The sequence below is a fragment of the Mycetohabitans sp. B46 genome (genome assembly GCF_037389205.1).
GTDB lineage: Bacteria > Pseudomonadota > Gammaproteobacteria > Burkholderiales > Burkholderiaceae > Mycetohabitans.
On sequence record NZ_JADBGL010000005.1, the window covers coordinates 125173 to 140581 of the forward strand.

The window sequence follows — 15409 nt, forward strand, 5'->3', positions numbered from 1 at the left end:
GTCCATGGCGAGCCCTTGACGGCCAGCGCAGTTCTGAACTATGCCGGTCAGGTGTCCCCCGCACAACCCAGGCATGCCAACGTCTCGCGCAGTCAGAGGTGGCGCAATCCGTTTGTAAAGCCGGATTGAAAACCGGTCCCCAATCCGCACCGAAAAGGCACGAGGTCTGCACCTGATTGATGCAGAAATGGTCCGCACAGGCGGCACATCGCGCCATAGAGACTATCCCTAGTCGATGCCGCATATGGCCAGGAATTTGAGCGCCGCGCGCGACGCCGCCGAACCGTGCATGACCAGGATCGAGAAACGCCGCGTCAGCGGTTGCGGCGCCAGCGACACGCTGATCAGGCGCGCATCCTCATGCCGCATCGCCATCGCCGACACGAAGCCCACGCCCATGCCGGCGCGCACCGCCTCCTTCACCCCCTCGACACCAGCCAACTCCAACGCGGCCCGCGCGCTCGCGCCGGCTCGCGCAAACGCGCGCTCGACCTCGTGCCGCACGCCGGAGCCGGACTCGCGCCAGATCAGCGGAAACTGGCTGATCCGCGACAACGGTGCGGCTCCATCGGTTGCTAGCGGGTGACCGGCTGGCACGATCGCGACAATCTCGTCGTCGTGCCACGGGTGCACGCGCGTGTCGGCCAGTAGCTCGGCGGGCACACTGCCTTCAATCAGCGCGATATCCAACTCCTGTAGCGCATGGCAAACATCGCTCGTGTTGCCATAGGTGGTACAGATCTCGATATCGGGATGGACGCGGTGAAATTCCGCGACCAGATACGGCAGCAAATAGCTGGCTGGCGTCGTGCTGGCCCCGATGCGTAATGTACCGCGCTCCAAACCCCGCAACGCGTCGCGCAGCGCATGCGCCTGTCGCCACGTATCGCGCAGCCGCGCGGCATGGACGGCCAGTTGCCGGCCGGCATCGGTGAGCCGCACGCCGCGGCCGTTGCGCACGTATAACGGCTCGCCAAATTCCTCTTGCAGCAGCCGCAGCTGTCCGGACACCGCAGGTTGTGACAAATGCACCGCTTCGGCCGCCCGGCTGATGTTCTGGTGTTCCGCGACGGCGGCGAAGGTCAAAAGTTGGTCAGGGGTCATGCGTTAGAAATATCAATTAAGCCGATAGTTTACATTTCAAATGACGATTTTTCATCTCGATATATCCAATTTAGGATGGGGCTGTCGAGGTCACCTATCACTTGAACGCCATGTCCCCTTTAATTTCCAAGTCCTCCCCACTGTCGTCGGGCACGCCCGCAGGCGCGGGCGCGGCGTCACGCCGCGGGCTGCTCAACGGCGTGCTGTTCGTCGCGCTGTTTGCCTTTGCAGTCACCCAATTGGCCGCGTGGCCGCCCATCGCCAGGCTCGGCATGAGTCCGCTGATCGTGGGTATCGCGTGCGGTGCGGTGTACGGCAACGCATTGCGCGCCGCCATGCCGGACAGTTGGGCCGCCGGCGTGAACTTCTCCGCTCGTAAGCTGCTGCGCATTGCGGTCGCATTTTTTGGGCTACGCGTCAGTCTGCAGGAAATCGCGCAAGTCGGACTAGCCGGGCTGGCGATGTCCGTCGTGGTCGTCGCTGCAACGCTGGCTATCGGCTGGTGGGTCGGAACCCGATGGCTGAAGCTGGACCGGGACACCGCGCTGCTCACAGCCGCGGGCAGCGCGATCTGCGGCGCGGCAGCAGTCGTCGCGTTCGAGTCCACGTTGCAATCTAAGCCACACAAGAGTGCGATGGCGGTCGGCACGGTGGTGCTGTTTGGCACGCTGTCGATGTTCGTCTATCCGCTGATGGCCAATGCCGGATGGCTTCACCTGGACGCGACTGGGCTCGGCCTGTACTTCGGTGGCACCATCCACGAGGTGGCGCAGGTGGTTGGCGCCGCCAGCGCGATCAACGCGCAAACGGTACACGTGGCGACGATCGTCAAGATGACCCGTGTCATGCTACTGGTACCGGCGATTTTCGTGGTCGCCGGCTTCATCGCCCGTGCCGCACGCCATGCGCAGCCGGCCGGTAGTAGCACGCGGCGCGGCAAGCTGCCCGTGCCGTGGTTCGCGCTTGGCTTCCTCGTGCTGGTGCTGGTGAACTCGCTGCACGTGATCCCGTCGCATGTGTCTTATGTCCTCAATAGCCTAGACACCTTCGCGCTGACAATGGCGATGACCGCGCTCGGGATCGAAACCCGGGTCGCGCAGATTCGCGAGGCTGGGCCGCGTGCACTGATCGCCGGCGCGCTGCTGCAGCTCTGGCTGATCGCCGGGGGTTACGCACTGACGCTCGGCGTCGAGCGCTGGCTCGGCTAGCACAGCAGCACAGCAGCACAGCAGCACGGCAGCACGGCAGTACGGCAGTACGGCAGTACGGCAGTACGGCAGTACGGCAGTACGGCAGTACGGCAGTCAATGGTATCGTGACGACAGGCGCGGCCCAGCTTGCGGCGCCGCGCGGGCACAGCGGCCGTCAGGCGCCGAGTCACCGGCGACCGGCGGCCGCTGTCCGTCGCCACCCTGTCCCAGGACTGTGATGATGAGCTATGAACTGTACTACTGGCCGGGCCTGCAGGGCCGCGGTGAATTCGTCCGCCTAGCGCTCGAAGAGGCAGGGGCGGATTATCTTGACGTCGCGCGCCTGCCGCCGTCCGGTCGCCGCGAGGACGCGAACCCGCAGGGCACGGAGCACGGCATCGACGCGATGATGTCGATCCTGCAAAGCCAAACCGAGCCTTGCCCCCCATTCGCTCCCCCCTTCCTGCGCGACGGCACGACACTCGTCGCGCAGACCGCTAACATCCTGCTGTACCTGGGGCCCCGGCTCGGCCTGGCGCCCGCCGATGAAACGCTGCGCCACTGGGCCCACGGGCTGCAGCTGACGATGGCCGACATGGTGACCGAGGCACACGACACGCATCACCCGATCGCCAATGCGCTGTATTTCGAGCAGCAGCGCGACGCCGCCCAGCAGCGCGCCGCCGATTTCATCGCCAACCGGATACCGAAGTTCATGCATTATTTCGAGCGTGTGCTCGAGCTGAATCCCTCGGGATCCGCGCACCTGGTCGGCGCGACATTAAGCTACGCAGACCTGTCGATGTTCCAACTCATCGATGGGCTGCGCTACGCGTTTCCTCGCGCCACCGCCCGCTTCGCGACGCAGTATCCGAAGCTCACGGCGCTATATGAAGCGGTGCACGCGCGGCCACGCATCGCCGCGTACCTGGCGTCGCCTCGCCGCATCCCGCACAATGAGTCGTGCGTATTCCGGCACTACACGGAATTGGACGCCCGTTGACCCATCGTCACCGCGCCGTGCTGGCCTGCTTGCTCAAGCTGCGCACCCGCGCGCAACGCCTGTTCAAGCTGTCCGACGAGCATACGATGCTGCTGTGGGCCACCCTCGCCGGCTTAGTCGGTGCAGCCGCGACCATCGTGTTCCGCCTCGGCATCGACTGGCTGGAATCGCTCGTCGACCCCAACGCAAGCGGACTGGTGCAGATCGCGCGCGACCTACCGTGGTACGCGCGGCTCGCGCTGCCCAGCGCTGGAGGCGCCGTGGCCGGCATGCTACTGCTGGTAGCCCGGCGCGACGACGATGGCAAGGGCCATGCCGACTATATGGAAGCGATTACCATCGGCGAAGGGGTGGTACCCGTGCGGCAAAGCCTGTGGCGCAGCGGCTCTTCGCTGGTTACAATCGCTTCCGGGGGCTCGATCGGCCGCGAGGGCTCGATGGTGCAGCTTGCCGCGCTCAGCGCGTCGCTGCTCGGCCGCCTCGTGCATGTCGCCCCCGAGCGTCTGCGCGTGCTGGTGGCGTGCGGCGCCGCAGCCGGCATCACATCCGCGTACAGCGCCCCGATCGCCGGCGCGCTGTTCGTCACCGAAATTGTGTTGGGCTCGATCGCGATGGAGCGCTTCGGGCCGATCATCGTGTCATCCGTGGTCGCCAATGTCACGATGCGCGCATTGTCCGGCTACCAGGCGCCCTACGAAATGCCGCCCTTTCCAGCCATCTCCGGCCTTGAAGTGCTGTGGTTCGTCGGACTCGGCATCTTGTGCGGGATGCTCGCGCCGGCGTTCCTGCTTTTGCTGGACGCATCGCGCCGGCTATTCGGCCGATGGGTAGCACCCCTGCCCTGGCGGCTCGCGCTGGGCGGCGCGTTAGTGGGCGCCTTGTCGATCCAGGCACCGCAAGTGTGGGGCAACGGCTATAGCGTGGTGAACGCCATCCTGCACCAGCCGTGGACCTGGCAAGCGCTCGTTGCGGTGCTGGTGCTCAAGGTGGCGGCAACCTGCGCGACAGCCGGCTCAGGCGCGGTCGGCGGTATTTTCACGCCGACGCTGTTCGTCGGTGCGGTGCTCGGCGCGATCTATGGACTCGCGGCCCATGCGCACTTGCCGCTCGCCACGTCGGCACCGTTCGCGTATGCGATCGTCGGGATGGGCGCTTTCCTCGCGGCAGCAACCCATGCGCCGTTGATGGCGATCCTGATGATTTTCGAGATGACGCTCAGCTACCAGGTTGTGCTGCCGCTGATGCTGGCCAGCGTAATCGCCTATTTCATCGCGCGGGCCCTGGCCGAGACCTCAATGTACGAGGTCACGCTGCGGCGCAACCGCGAGCGTCGTGAACGGCTGCGCCTGAAGGCCACGCAGATGCGCGAACTGGTGCGCCCGGCCGACACCGTCCTTGGCCTGGACGCGAGCGTGGCGGACATGACGCGCGTATTTCTCGAGTATCCGGTCAAGTACATTTATATCGTCGACGCCGCCGGCTGGTTCCAGGGCGTGGTCGCGTTAAAGGACGTCACCTCCGACCTGCTCGACAAGCACGCTCTGCACGAGCGCCGCGCGTGCGACTACCTGCGTCGAGATTTCGCCGCACTGACGCCGGACATGCCGCTTGCCGCCGCGTTGCAGCACTTTCTCGCCTTCCAAGGCGAGCGGCTACCCGTCGTCGCATCGACGCAGGCGCCTAAATTGCTGGGCGTGGTCTACAAAACCTCGCTGTTGCAGGCATACTTCCAGATGAACGCCAGCGACTGAGCCGCGCCATATGCGGTGCGCCGCCGCGATGGCAAAGCGCAACGGATTCACTACAATGGATTCGGAGGGTGCGACATGTCCGAACAATCAACTCCTGCACTGCGGCGCGACCAGGCCGGCTGGATTTTTGTGCATATCGAAGGCGCGCCGTACGAGCGCGGCCTGCAGCACGGCCAGTTGCTCGCCCGCGAGATCAGCAGCGCGATCCACACCGCGCAATACCTGGCCAAGTGGGACACCGGCGAAGAGTTCGACACCTTTGTGAACGCCGCAATCGATCAGTTTACCGACCGTGTCGATGACGAGTTTACCGCCGAGATGCGCGGCATTGCCGATGGCGCTCAGATGCCCTACGAACTGGTGCTCGCCTGGAACGGCTACATGGACCTGTTGCAAAGCTGGTGGCCCGCGCATGTGAGCCAAACACGGCCGCAACTTGCCGGCAAGCCATGGCGCGGGCACCTTGGTCATCACTGCAGTGCGTTCATTGCAACCGGCAGCGCCACGCGCGATGGTCGCATCGTGATGGCGCACAACTCATGGGACCGCTATGCGGTTGGCGATGCGTTCAACGTGATCTTCGATATCGTGCCCGAGCAGGGCAACCGGATCCTAATGCAGGGGCTGCCCGGCTGCATCTCCAGCCTGACGGACTTCTGTATCACATCGGCGGGTCTGATGGTAACCGAGACGACGATCGCCAATTTTGTCGGCTACAACACCTCCGGCTCGCCGGAGTTCTACCGTTCGCGCAAGGCGACGCAGTATGCGGATAGCATCGGCTCGTGGTGCGAGCGCTTCGCGACCGACAACAACGGCGGCTACGCGAACAGCTGGCTACTTGGCGACACCAAAACCGGCGAAATCGCGCGCTATGAACTCGGGCTGCATTATTCCGGATTCGAGGTCACTAAGGACGGCTTTTACAGCGGCTTCAACACAGCCAACGACCTGAAGATCCGCAACCAGGAATGCGTCAGCGAGGGGGACGACTACAACGACGTGCGGCGCAATGGTGCGCGCCGGCTGCGCTGGATGCAGCTGATGGAAAAACACCGCGGCCGGATCGATGCCGAACTGGCCAAGGAGATCATCGCCGACCATTACGATGTATATCTCGACCGCGATGATCATCCGAGTTCGCGCACCCTCTGCGGCCATCTGGAACTGGACGACGCACGCTTTGGTGGCGCCAATCAAGGTCCGTTCAATCCGTGGGGCGCCAACGACGGCAAGGTGGTTGACAGCGACATGGCGGTGCGGCTCGAATTGTGGGCGCGCTGGGGGCATCCATGCGGCCGGCCGTTCGACGCACAAGCATTTATGCGTCGCCATCCACAGTGGAATTGGCTCAACGGTTACATGCGCGATCGCGCGTCCCAGCCGTGGACGCTGTTTGACGCGGTCCGTTGAGTGCATGCCGGCACGCAGCGCGGCGTGTGCCCTGGCGGAACACGGGCACGCAGTTTGCGCAAGCATCGCCATTGCGCTTCAGTGGAGGACCGACACCATGAATCCGTCCGTGTCACATCTGTTGGCGGCGCTGGCCGCAGCCATCGTCAGCACGCCGCTCGTCGCCATCGTGCCGTGCGACAGCGGTATGCCCGACGTGGACCGTGCTGCGCACGCGCGGCATGCCAGCACGGTGCCGGCCACCGGTCGCGGCGTGGCGCAGCGGGACGGTGCCGTGTCTGTCGAGCACTGGCAGACCATTGAATTGCCGACGCCCCGACCCGACGCAGCCGCCAAGCTCGCGCGGCATGTCAAGATCCGAACATGAGCGGCACGGTATCGCCATGCGCCTTCCCCCTGTAGCCTCGTCTGGAGACCTGACGAATGAGCGCCACTGACCCAATCGACCAACAAATCAGCCAGACGCTGCGCAATGTGCGCTATCCGGCCACGCGAGATGCGCTGGTGGCTGCCGCCTGCTCGGCGGGCGCCAGCAACGACGTACTGCTCGCGCTGCAGGCGCTGCCCGAGCATGACTATCCAGATCCGCAGTCGGTCGCACGCTGGATCGGCAGTGCTGCGGGCCCCGGCCTATCCGCCTAGCGTGTAGGCGCGCGGCCACGCGCTCAGCGGGGCCTCGCCGCCCGATGACTGAACGTCGCCGCGCCGAAGAACGCCGTCAACACACTCTCTGTCATTTCGTCGGTCACGTGCGGATCCGATGCGCGGAAGAACTGGATGCCGTCGCACAGCGCCACCAGGCCAAGCGCGAGTTGCTCGGCCGGTGTGACCGGCCTGATGCGCCGGCGCGCGCAGAGTGCATCGATGAAGTGCGCGATGTCCGCGCGGGTCTGCTGCGACAGTGCATTGAGTCGCGCACGAAACTTTGCGTCACGCGTGGCCAGCAACCGCGCCTGCATCCACACCAGGAAACATTTGTTCTCGCGGTACAGCGTACTATAGTACGTCAGGATCCGCGCCTCAATGTCTTGCGCGCTACTCTGCAGATCGAAGATGCGCTGCAACTTCTGCTGGATATCGCCGTGATTGCGCTTAAGCAACGCCAGCAGCAACTCCGCCTTGTCTTTGAAGTTCGAATAGAACGCCCCACGCGTATAGCCGGCTGCCGCGGCGACATCCTCGACGCTGGATGCGTCGAATCCTTTCTTCATAAAAAGCGTCTGCGCAGCGTCCATCAGACGCTGACGCGTCTGCTCCCGGCTTTGCTCTCGCGTAAGCCGGGTACGGGGGCGGGCACGAGACGGCGACATGGACGTATGGTACCACCATCGGCCACGTCGCCACGTCAATACGCCTTTGCATTCAGATACAACAGTGCATTAAAATGCGACCCAGTATTTAGCGGGCGGGTGCGACGCCACGCGCATCACAGGCGTGTCCGGGCAACGCATCGGCTCATTGCGTCCGTCGCCTCTCGCCGGAGTTGCCGTGAAAGCTCTTGTCTTGCATTCCGCCTCACGTCGTCGCCCGCGCCTGGTGCCGTGCGGCACCGCCATCGCCAGTGCGCTGGGCGCGCTCGTGCTGCTCAACGCGTGCCGCGACCATGCCGAGCCGGCCGCGCCCGCTCGACCCGTCGTGGCGGCTACCGTGCACAGCACCACAGCCGGCACCGTTGCCGCGACAACCGTTCCCGGCGAAGTGGCCGCACGATTCTCGACGCCGCTGTCGTTTCGCGTCGGCGGCAAATTGATCGAACGCCGGGTCCATCTGGGCGACACCGTGCGCGCCGGTCAGATCGTCGCGCAACTCGATCCCGCCGATGCGCGCAAGCACGCCGCGCGCGCCGCCGCACAGTTGAGCGCGGCCGAGCACCGGCTGCTGTTCGCCCGACAGCAACTCGAGCGCGACCGCGCGCAAGCGCAGTCAAACCTGATCAGCAAGCTGCAACTCGAGCAAACCGAGGACAACCATGCCGCGGCCCTCGCGCAGCGCGACGCCGCCGCTCAGCAAGCCGCGCTCGCGAAGGATCAGCTCGGCTACACCACACTCACCGCTGACCACGCGGGGGTGATCACGCAAGAACTGGCCGACACCGGACAGAACCTGTCGGCCGGACAAGCAGTCTACCAACTCGCGTGGTCTGGCGCGCTGGACGTAATCTGCGACTTGCCGGAGCGCACACTGGCCTTCATCGGTCCCGGTGCGAAGGCCAGCGTCACGCTTGCCGCGTTGCCTGGCCAGGCGTTCACCGCGACGCTGCGCGAGTTGGCGCCGTCCGCCGATCCGGCCAGCCGAACCTATCGCGCCAAGCTCACGCTTGCGCTGCCCCGTGGCGGCGCCGACACGGTGCGCCTGGGCATGACTGCTCGCGTGGCCTTTCAGCCGGACGCCGCGCGCGCGGTCAACCATGACATCGTCCTGCCCGCCACCGCACTGTTTCATCAAAACGAACGACCAGCGGTATGGGTGATTCGTGCCAATGCCGCGTCGCGCGACGCCGGCCAGCCGCGCGATGCGCACAAACAAGACGTGGGCACGCTGGAACTGCGCCCAGTCACGGTGTCGCACTACACGGAGCGCACCGTGGTGGTCAGCGCCGGACTGACCGACGGCGAGCGCGTCATGCTACGCGGCGTGCACACGGTCAGCGCGGGTGAGCAGGTCAAGCCCGTCGCACCGCTGCATCCGGAGGATTTCGCGCTATGACCGGCGCTCAATACAAACCGCCCGGTCATTCGCATGACGAAGGACGCTTCAATTTGTCCGCCTGGACACTGCGACACCAGGCATTGGTGGTCTTCGTGCTGGTGCTGGTCACGCTTGCCGGCATCCTGTCGTACCGGAATCTGTCGCAATCGGAAGATCCGCCGTTCACCTTCAAAGTGATGGTGATCCAGACACGGTGGCCCGGCGCCGATGCCCAGCAGGTCCAGCAGCAAATCACTGACCGGATCGCCCGCAAGCTGCAGGAAACCCCAAAGATCGACTTCCTGCGCAGCTACTCGCGCCCTGGTGAGTCGCTGCTATTCTTCACAATCAAGGATTCGGCTCCAGCCTCGGCCGTGCCGGACACGTGGTACCAGGTCCGCAAAAAGATCGGCGACATCGCCTATACGTTGCCGCCCGGCGTGCAGGGACCCTTTTTCAACGACGAGTTTGGCGACGTCTACACGAACATCTATGCGCTGGAGGGCGACGGCTTTTCCGCCGCGCAGCTGCACGACTATGCAGACCAGTTGCGCGGCGAGTTGCTGCGCGTGCCCGGCGTCGCAAAAGTCGATTACTTCGGCGATCCCAACCAGCACATCTATATCGAGATTTCGAACGCACAGTTGTCCCGGCTCGGCATCCGCCCCCAACAACTCGCCCATGCGATCAACACGCAAAACGCCGTCGCTGCGGCCGGCGTGCTGACCACCGCCGATGATCGCGTGCTCGTGCGGCCGAGCGGCCAATACGATCATGTCGACGCGCTCGCTGATACGCTGGTGCGCATCAACAACCGTTCGTTCCGGCTGGGCGACATCGCCACGATCCGCCGCGGCTACGATGATCCGCCGGTCACGCAGATGCGCTTCAACGGCCGCCCGGTGCTCGGCATCGGCGTGACGATGCAGCCAGACGGCGATGTGATCAAGCTTGGCAAGGCGCTGGACACACGCGTTCAGCAGTTGCGCACGCAGTTGCCTGCCGGGCTGGCGCTGACCGAGGTCTCCAGCATGCCGCACGCCGTGTCGCATTCCGTGGACGATTTTATGGAGGCTGTCGCCGAGGCGGTCGGCATCGTGCTGGTGGTCAGCCTCGTATCGCTCGGACTGCGCACTGGGATGGTCGTGGTCATCTCGATCCCGATCGTGCTGGCCGTGACCGCGCTGGTGATGGGCGTGTTCAATATCGGGCTGCATAAGGTGTCGCTGGGTACGCTAGTGCTCGCCCTGGGCTTGCTGGTCGATGATGCGATCATTGCGGTCGAGATGATGGCAGTCAAGCTCGAGCAAGGCTGGAGCCGCGCGAAAGCGGCTGCATTCGCGTACACCAGCACCGCATTTCCCATGCTCACCGGCACGCTGGTAACCGTGTCCGGTTTCCTGCCGATCGCGTTGGCCAAATCTGCCACCGGCGAATACACCCGCTCGCTCTTTGAAGTTTCAGCGATCGCGTTGCTGCTATCGTGGCTCACCGCGGTGATCGTGATCCCGCTGCTCGGCTATCACCTGCTGCCCGAGCGCAAGCGGCCCGCCGTTGCCGAAGCGCGGGGGCTCGCAGACGAACGGGAGCAGGAGCCAGTGCACGGACGCAAGCAACGGAATGGGCACGAGCACGAACACGAACACGATATCTACAACACGCGCTTTTACGCGCGCCTGCGCATATGGATCACTTGGTGCATCAAGCAGCGCTTCGCCGTGCTGGCGGTGACGCTCGTCCTTTTCGTGGTCGCGCTCGGCGGCTTCGGGCTAGTCGCGCAGCAGTTCTTCCCGAGTTCGGAGCGGCCAGAGCTGTTGATCGACGTGCGGCTGACTGAAAGCGCCTCATTCGACGCGACGTTGCGGGAAACGCAGCGCATTGAGGCGCTGCTCAAAGGGCGGCCGGAGATCGACCATGCGGTCAGCTTCGTGGGCAGCGGCGCGCCGCGCTTCTACCTGCCGCTAGACCAACAACTGCAACTGCCCAACTTCGCGCAGTTCGTCGTCACCGCCAAGTCCGTGAAGGACCGTGACGCACTCGCGCGTTTCCTCGACGATAAACTTGCAACCGACTTCAGTGGCGTTCGCACACGGCTGTCCCGACTGGAGAACGGCCCGCCGATCGGCTATCCGGTGCAATTCCGCGTCAGCGGCGACGACATCGCGACGGTACGCGCAATCGCCACGCAGGTCGCCTCAATAATGCGGGACGACGCTCGCACGCGCAACGTTCAATTCGACTGGGACGAGCCCGGGCAGCGCTCGGTGCATTGGGTGGTCGATCAGGGCAAGGCTCGCGAGTTGGGCGTATCGTCGCAGGATATTGCCAGCTTCCTGCAGATGTCGCTGTCCGGCTACACTGTCACGCAATACCGCGAGCGTGACAAGCTGATCGAGGTAGACTTGCGCGCGCCCCGCAACGAGCGTGTTGACCCGTCAGCGCTCGCGTCGCTGGCGATGCCCACGCCGTCCGGGCCGGTGCCGCTCGGCACGCTCGGGCAACTGTCGTATGGGCTCGAATACGCAGTGATCTGGGAGCGCGATCGGCAACCAATAATCACGGTGCAGTCCGATGTGCGCGGCGGCGCACAGGGCATCGACGTCACGGAGTCGATCGACAAGGCATTGGCGGGGCTGCGTGCAAAGCTGCCGGTAGGCTACCGCATCGAGGTCGGCGGCTCGGTCGAGGAAAACGCGAAGGCGCAAGCATCGATCAATGCGCAACTGCCGCTGATGGTCATCGCCGTGCTGACTTTGCTGATGATCCAGTTGCAAAGCTTTTCTCGCGTGATGATGGTGGTGTTGACCGCACCGCTCGGGCTAATCGGCGTAGTCGCCGCGCTGCTCGCGTTCGGCCAGCCGTTCGGCTTCGTCGCGCTGCTCGGCGTGATCGCGATGTTCGGCATCATCATGCGTAACTCCGTGATCCTGGTCGATCAAATCGAGCAGGATATCGCGGCCGGACATGGCCGCCTTGCCGCCATCGTCGGCGCAACGGTACGCCGTTTCAGGCCTATCACACTGACTGCCGCCGCTGCAGTACTGGCACTGATTCCGCTGCTGCGCAGCAATTTCTTCGGCCCGATGGCGACTGCGCTGATGGGCGGTATCACCAGCGCCACCATATTGACGCTGTTCTACCTGCCCGCGCTGTACGCCACGTGGTTCCGCGTGCGTAACGACGAAATTCAGCCGCCGCAGGAGGCACGATGATGCGCCGTTTTCCAAGCGTGCTGTTGTCACCCACGTCAACGCCGAAGCCCGTGTTGAGCTTGTCCTTCATGTCGAGGCGGTGGCCCGGCTTACGCTCGTCACCCACCTGCGGGAGCTATCTGCGCCGCGTCGTCAACAGGCGAGTGGCGCTCGCCACGACAGCATGCGTTGCCGCGGCATGCGCCACGCTGTTCGGCGGGTGCGCCTTCGCGCCGAGCGAACGGCCCACGCCGCCTGCGCCGCCTCACTATGCCGCACAGCCCAGTGCGGCGCAGAGCGTAACGGCGGCAGGCGTAGCGCAGCGCTTCGCGCTTGGCGCGCGTGCCGTGCCGCGCTGGTGGATGCTGTACCAGTCCGACACCCTCAACGCGTGGGTCGATGAAGGGCTGCGCAACAACGCCACGCTGGCGGCGGCAGAAAAAACCCTCGCCGCCGCGCGTGAACAGCTGCATGCGCAGATCGGCGAATCCATGCTGCCGTCAATCGACGCCGGGGGGCAGGTGCAGCGCCAACGGGCGCTGGGCATGCCCACCCAGGGGCCGCCGACATTGCGCTACAACACCTTTGTCGGACAAATTCGCGCGAACTACACGATCGACCTATTCGGTGCAGCGCGGCTGGCCAACCGGGCAGTGTCTCGGCGGGTCGATGTCCAGTCTTACCAGTTCGACGCCGCGCGTCGCACGCTTGCGGCCAATATCGTCAGTGCCGCGCTAGCCGCGGCGTCGCTGCACGAACAATGGGATGCCCAAGCGCGCATCGCCGCATTGGCAGCGGCCGAAGCCGACGACACGGACAAGCGCGTCGCACTAGGCGCCGCCTCGCAGGTCGATGCGCTCAATGCGCATCAAAGCGCGCAGGCGGCCGCGGCCGCGGTGCCGCCACTGCGTGCGCAATGGCTAGCGGCGCGGCATGCCCTGGCCGTGTTGATGGGCCGCACGCCGGATGCAGCGCCTGAGGACCTCGCGCTGGACCGCCTCACATTGCCGGACACCGTGCCCGTATCCCTGCCATCGGAGCTGCTGCACGAGCGCCCGGACGTGCTCGCCGCCGACGCGGCGGTGCAGGCGGCAGCGGCCGAGGTCGGCGTCGCAACCGCACAGATGTTTCCGAGCCTGACCTTGTCGGCATCGTGGGGCCAGGGCGGCTTGAGCTGGCCGTTGGCGACCAGTACCGCCGGCCGTCTGTGGAACCTCGGCGCGGGTCTAACTCAGCCGCTGTTCCATGGCGGTGCCCTGCGCGCACAGCGCAGGGCCACACTCCACGCCTATGATGCGGCGCTCGACCAATACCGGCAAACCGTGCTGGATGCATTCCGCGACGTGGCTGATACGCTTGTCGCCCTGGAGCAGGATGCCCGCACGCAGGCAGCCGCACTTGCCGCACAGCAGGCGGCCGAACAAGCCACGCAATTGGCAAGACAACGCCATGAGTTGGGTGCATTACCGATATCGGCGCTCCGCGCTAGCGAACAGCAGGCGCAGTCGACGCGTATCAACGCGGTACGAGCGCGCGCCGCGAGGCTGGCCAATACCGCGTCGCTGTTCCAGGCCATGGGCTCGCCCACCGTCGACACGTCGGCACAACGCTAGCGCTGCTCGCCGTGCAGCGACGTCAGGCTATTCTAGCGCCACGCGGATTGGCCTCGCTGCCTTGTCGCGCCCTATCGTGTCGTGTCGTGTCGTGTCGTGTCGTGTCGTGTCGTGTCGTGTCGTGTCGTGCCGTGCCGTGCCGTGTGGTGCCGTGTGGTGCCGTGCCGTGTAGTGCCGTGTGGTGCCGTGCCGTGTAGTGCCGTGCCTTGTCGACGCACCCTCATGCCATCCACGCGGCGCACACGGAGCTGGCATACGCCGTGCTACGAGCATGCGAGACTGAACACGATGGCGCGCCGCCAGCGCTGTCCACCTTGCCGGGAGAAAACCATGAGTGACCACGTATATAAACAGATCGAATTGACCGGATCGTCAACGCAATCCATCCAGCACGCCATCGAGAACGCAATCGAAAAGGCATCCCGGACCTTACGCAACCTGCATTGGTTTGAGGTCACCGACACGCGCGGCCATATCGAAAACGGCAAGGTCATTCACTGGCAGGTCAGCCTGAAGGTCGGACTGCGCATCGAGGACTGATCCGCCGTTGCCGAGCCAACGGGGTACCACTCACGCCGCCTGCCGCGGCCCCGTCGCATCCAGTGCGACGATGCGGTATCCGTGCCCGTATAGCGGCTGAATCGCCCATCCGTTCTCGCCGTTGAGCACGAGCTTCTTGCGCAGCTTGTAAATGTGCTGGTCCAGCGCGCCATCGACGCGTTTGTCGGAGCCGGCCCATACCGTGCGCGCGATATGTTCACGGCTAACGTATTCGCCTTCGTTCGAGAACAGTATCCATGCGACCTCGAATTCGCGCGGTGTAAGCCGCACCTGTCTGCCTCGCAGCGATACGGTGCATGCGCCCCGATCCAGCCGGTACTCGCCACGCTGCAATACAGGCTCCCGAGCATCGCGCGCGCGCGCGTCGCGGCGATGACGCAGTATCGCAAGTTGCAGCCGGGTCATCAAATCACGCGTGTTGACTGGCGCCAACACGACGTCGTCGGCGCCCGACTCGAACACCGCCGTGCTGTTCGCCACGTCGCCTGCCACGCCAATCAGGATCACCGGCATCAGCAGCGCGCGATAGCAAAGCCGGCGCGCCAGGATGGGTTGCAATGGATCGACGCCTGCCGTCGCGTCGAGCAGCACTGCACTGAATGCATGGCGAGATACCGCACGGACCAGCGAGATGTCGTCGCCGAATTGGCGGCAGGCAATCCCATATTCCTGCAGCGCAGCCCTCACTCGTGCATGAAGCCCCGCGTCCTGGACCAGCACTGCGACGGTTAAACCCGTGGTGCCCTCATCCAACAGGCACGTGGCGTTGGCCGCGACGCACCGTTGCCCCGCGCGCGGCGACTGGAGCAGGCCACTATTTCGATCGTTGATACAAAACATAGTAGTCCATAAGGTGTTGACGTCTACCCACGTCGCACTGAACCACATCGACCCA

13 protein-coding genes are annotated in these 15409 nt (G+C 64.7%); 10 read left to right on the plus strand and 3 right to left on the minus strand.

The annotated features are described in order from the left end of the window. Positions 1–228: 228 nt before the first annotated feature. Positions 229–1104, minus strand: coding sequence for a LysR family transcriptional regulator (locus IHE30_RS07325; protein ID WP_337689719.1), 876 nt, complete (start codon positions 1102–1104; stop codon positions 229–231). 110 nt (positions 1105–1214) lie between these two features. Here IHE30_RS07325 and IHE30_RS07330 point away from each other — a divergent pair, with 110 nt between their 5' ends. The 6 genes from IHE30_RS07330 (at position 1215) to IHE30_RS07355 (ending at position 7103) form a co-directional block, all read left to right on the plus strand. Beyond that, entirely contained in the window at positions 1215–2312 is a 1098-nt protein-coding gene (locus tag IHE30_RS07330) for a YeiH family protein (RefSeq protein WP_337689720.1), read from the plus strand. A gap of 223 nt (positions 2313–2535) precedes the next feature. Beyond that, positions 2536–3297, plus strand: a complete 762-nt coding sequence (locus IHE30_RS07335; protein ID WP_337689813.1) for a glutathione S-transferase — start codon at positions 2536–2538, stop codon at positions 3295–3297. Positions 3298–3314: 17 nt separating this feature from the next. Then, positions 3315–5048 carry a ClcB-like voltage-gated chloride channel protein gene (locus IHE30_RS07340; protein ID WP_337689814.1) on the plus strand — a complete coding sequence of 578 codons (1734 nt, stop codon included), beginning with the start codon at positions 3315–3317 and terminating at the stop codon, positions 5046–5048. A gap of 75 nt (positions 5049–5123) precedes the next feature. Continuing rightward, the gene (locus IHE30_RS07345) at positions 5124–6461 is read left to right on the plus strand and encodes a C45 family peptidase (RefSeq protein WP_337689721.1); all 1338 of its coding nucleotides are present in this window, start codon (positions 5124–5126) and stop codon (positions 6459–6461) included. 97 nt (positions 6462–6558) lie between these two features. Continuing rightward, positions 6559–6828, plus strand: a complete 270-nt coding sequence (locus IHE30_RS07350; RefSeq protein WP_337689722.1) for a hypothetical protein — start codon at positions 6559–6561, stop codon at positions 6826–6828. Between the two features lie 56 nt (positions 6829–6884). Continuing rightward, complete coding sequence (locus IHE30_RS07355; RefSeq protein ID WP_337689723.1) at positions 6885–7103, plus strand: DUF2795 domain-containing protein; 219 nt, start codon at positions 6885–6887, stop codon at positions 7101–7103. Between the two features lie 23 nt (positions 7104–7126). On the opposite strand, the gene IHE30_RS07360 is transcribed toward IHE30_RS07355, so the two are convergent. Further along, complete coding sequence (locus IHE30_RS07360; RefSeq protein WP_337689724.1) at positions 7127–7771, minus strand: TetR/AcrR family transcriptional regulator; 645 nt, start codon at positions 7769–7771, stop codon at positions 7127–7129. A 178-nt stretch (positions 7772–7949) separates the two neighbouring features. Between IHE30_RS07360 and IHE30_RS07365 the strand changes: the two genes are divergently transcribed. The 4 genes from IHE30_RS07365 (at position 7950) to IHE30_RS07380 (ending at position 14493) form a co-directional block, all read left to right on the plus strand. Further along, positions 7950–9167, plus strand: a complete 1218-nt coding sequence (locus IHE30_RS07365) for an efflux RND transporter periplasmic adaptor subunit (protein ID WP_443193619.1) — start codon at positions 7950–7952, stop codon at positions 9165–9167. Continuing rightward, positions 9164–12361: an efflux RND transporter permease subunit gene (locus IHE30_RS07370; RefSeq protein ID WP_337689725.1), complete on the plus strand. Its 3198-nt coding sequence runs from the start codon at positions 9164–9166 to the stop codon at positions 12359–12361. Before IHE30_RS07365 ends, IHE30_RS07370 begins: the two co-directional genes overlap by 4 nt. Further along, a complete protein-coding gene (locus IHE30_RS07375; protein WP_337689726.1) occupies positions 12361–13953 on the plus strand; it encodes an efflux transporter outer membrane subunit in 1593 nt (530 codons plus the stop codon). Before IHE30_RS07370 ends, IHE30_RS07375 begins: the two co-directional genes overlap by 1 nt. A gap of 330 nt (positions 13954–14283) precedes the next feature. Next, positions 14284–14493, plus strand: a complete 210-nt coding sequence (locus tag IHE30_RS07380) for a dodecin (protein ID WP_337689727.1) — start codon at positions 14284–14286, stop codon at positions 14491–14493. A 30-nt stretch (positions 14494–14523) separates the two neighbouring features. On the opposite strand, the gene IHE30_RS07385 is transcribed toward IHE30_RS07380, so the two are convergent. Further along, positions 14524–15354 carry a response regulator transcription factor gene (locus IHE30_RS07385; RefSeq protein ID WP_337689728.1) on the minus strand — a complete coding sequence of 277 codons (831 nt, stop codon included), beginning with the start codon at positions 15352–15354 and terminating at the stop codon, positions 14524–14526. Between the last annotated feature and the right edge of the window lie 55 nt (positions 15355–15409).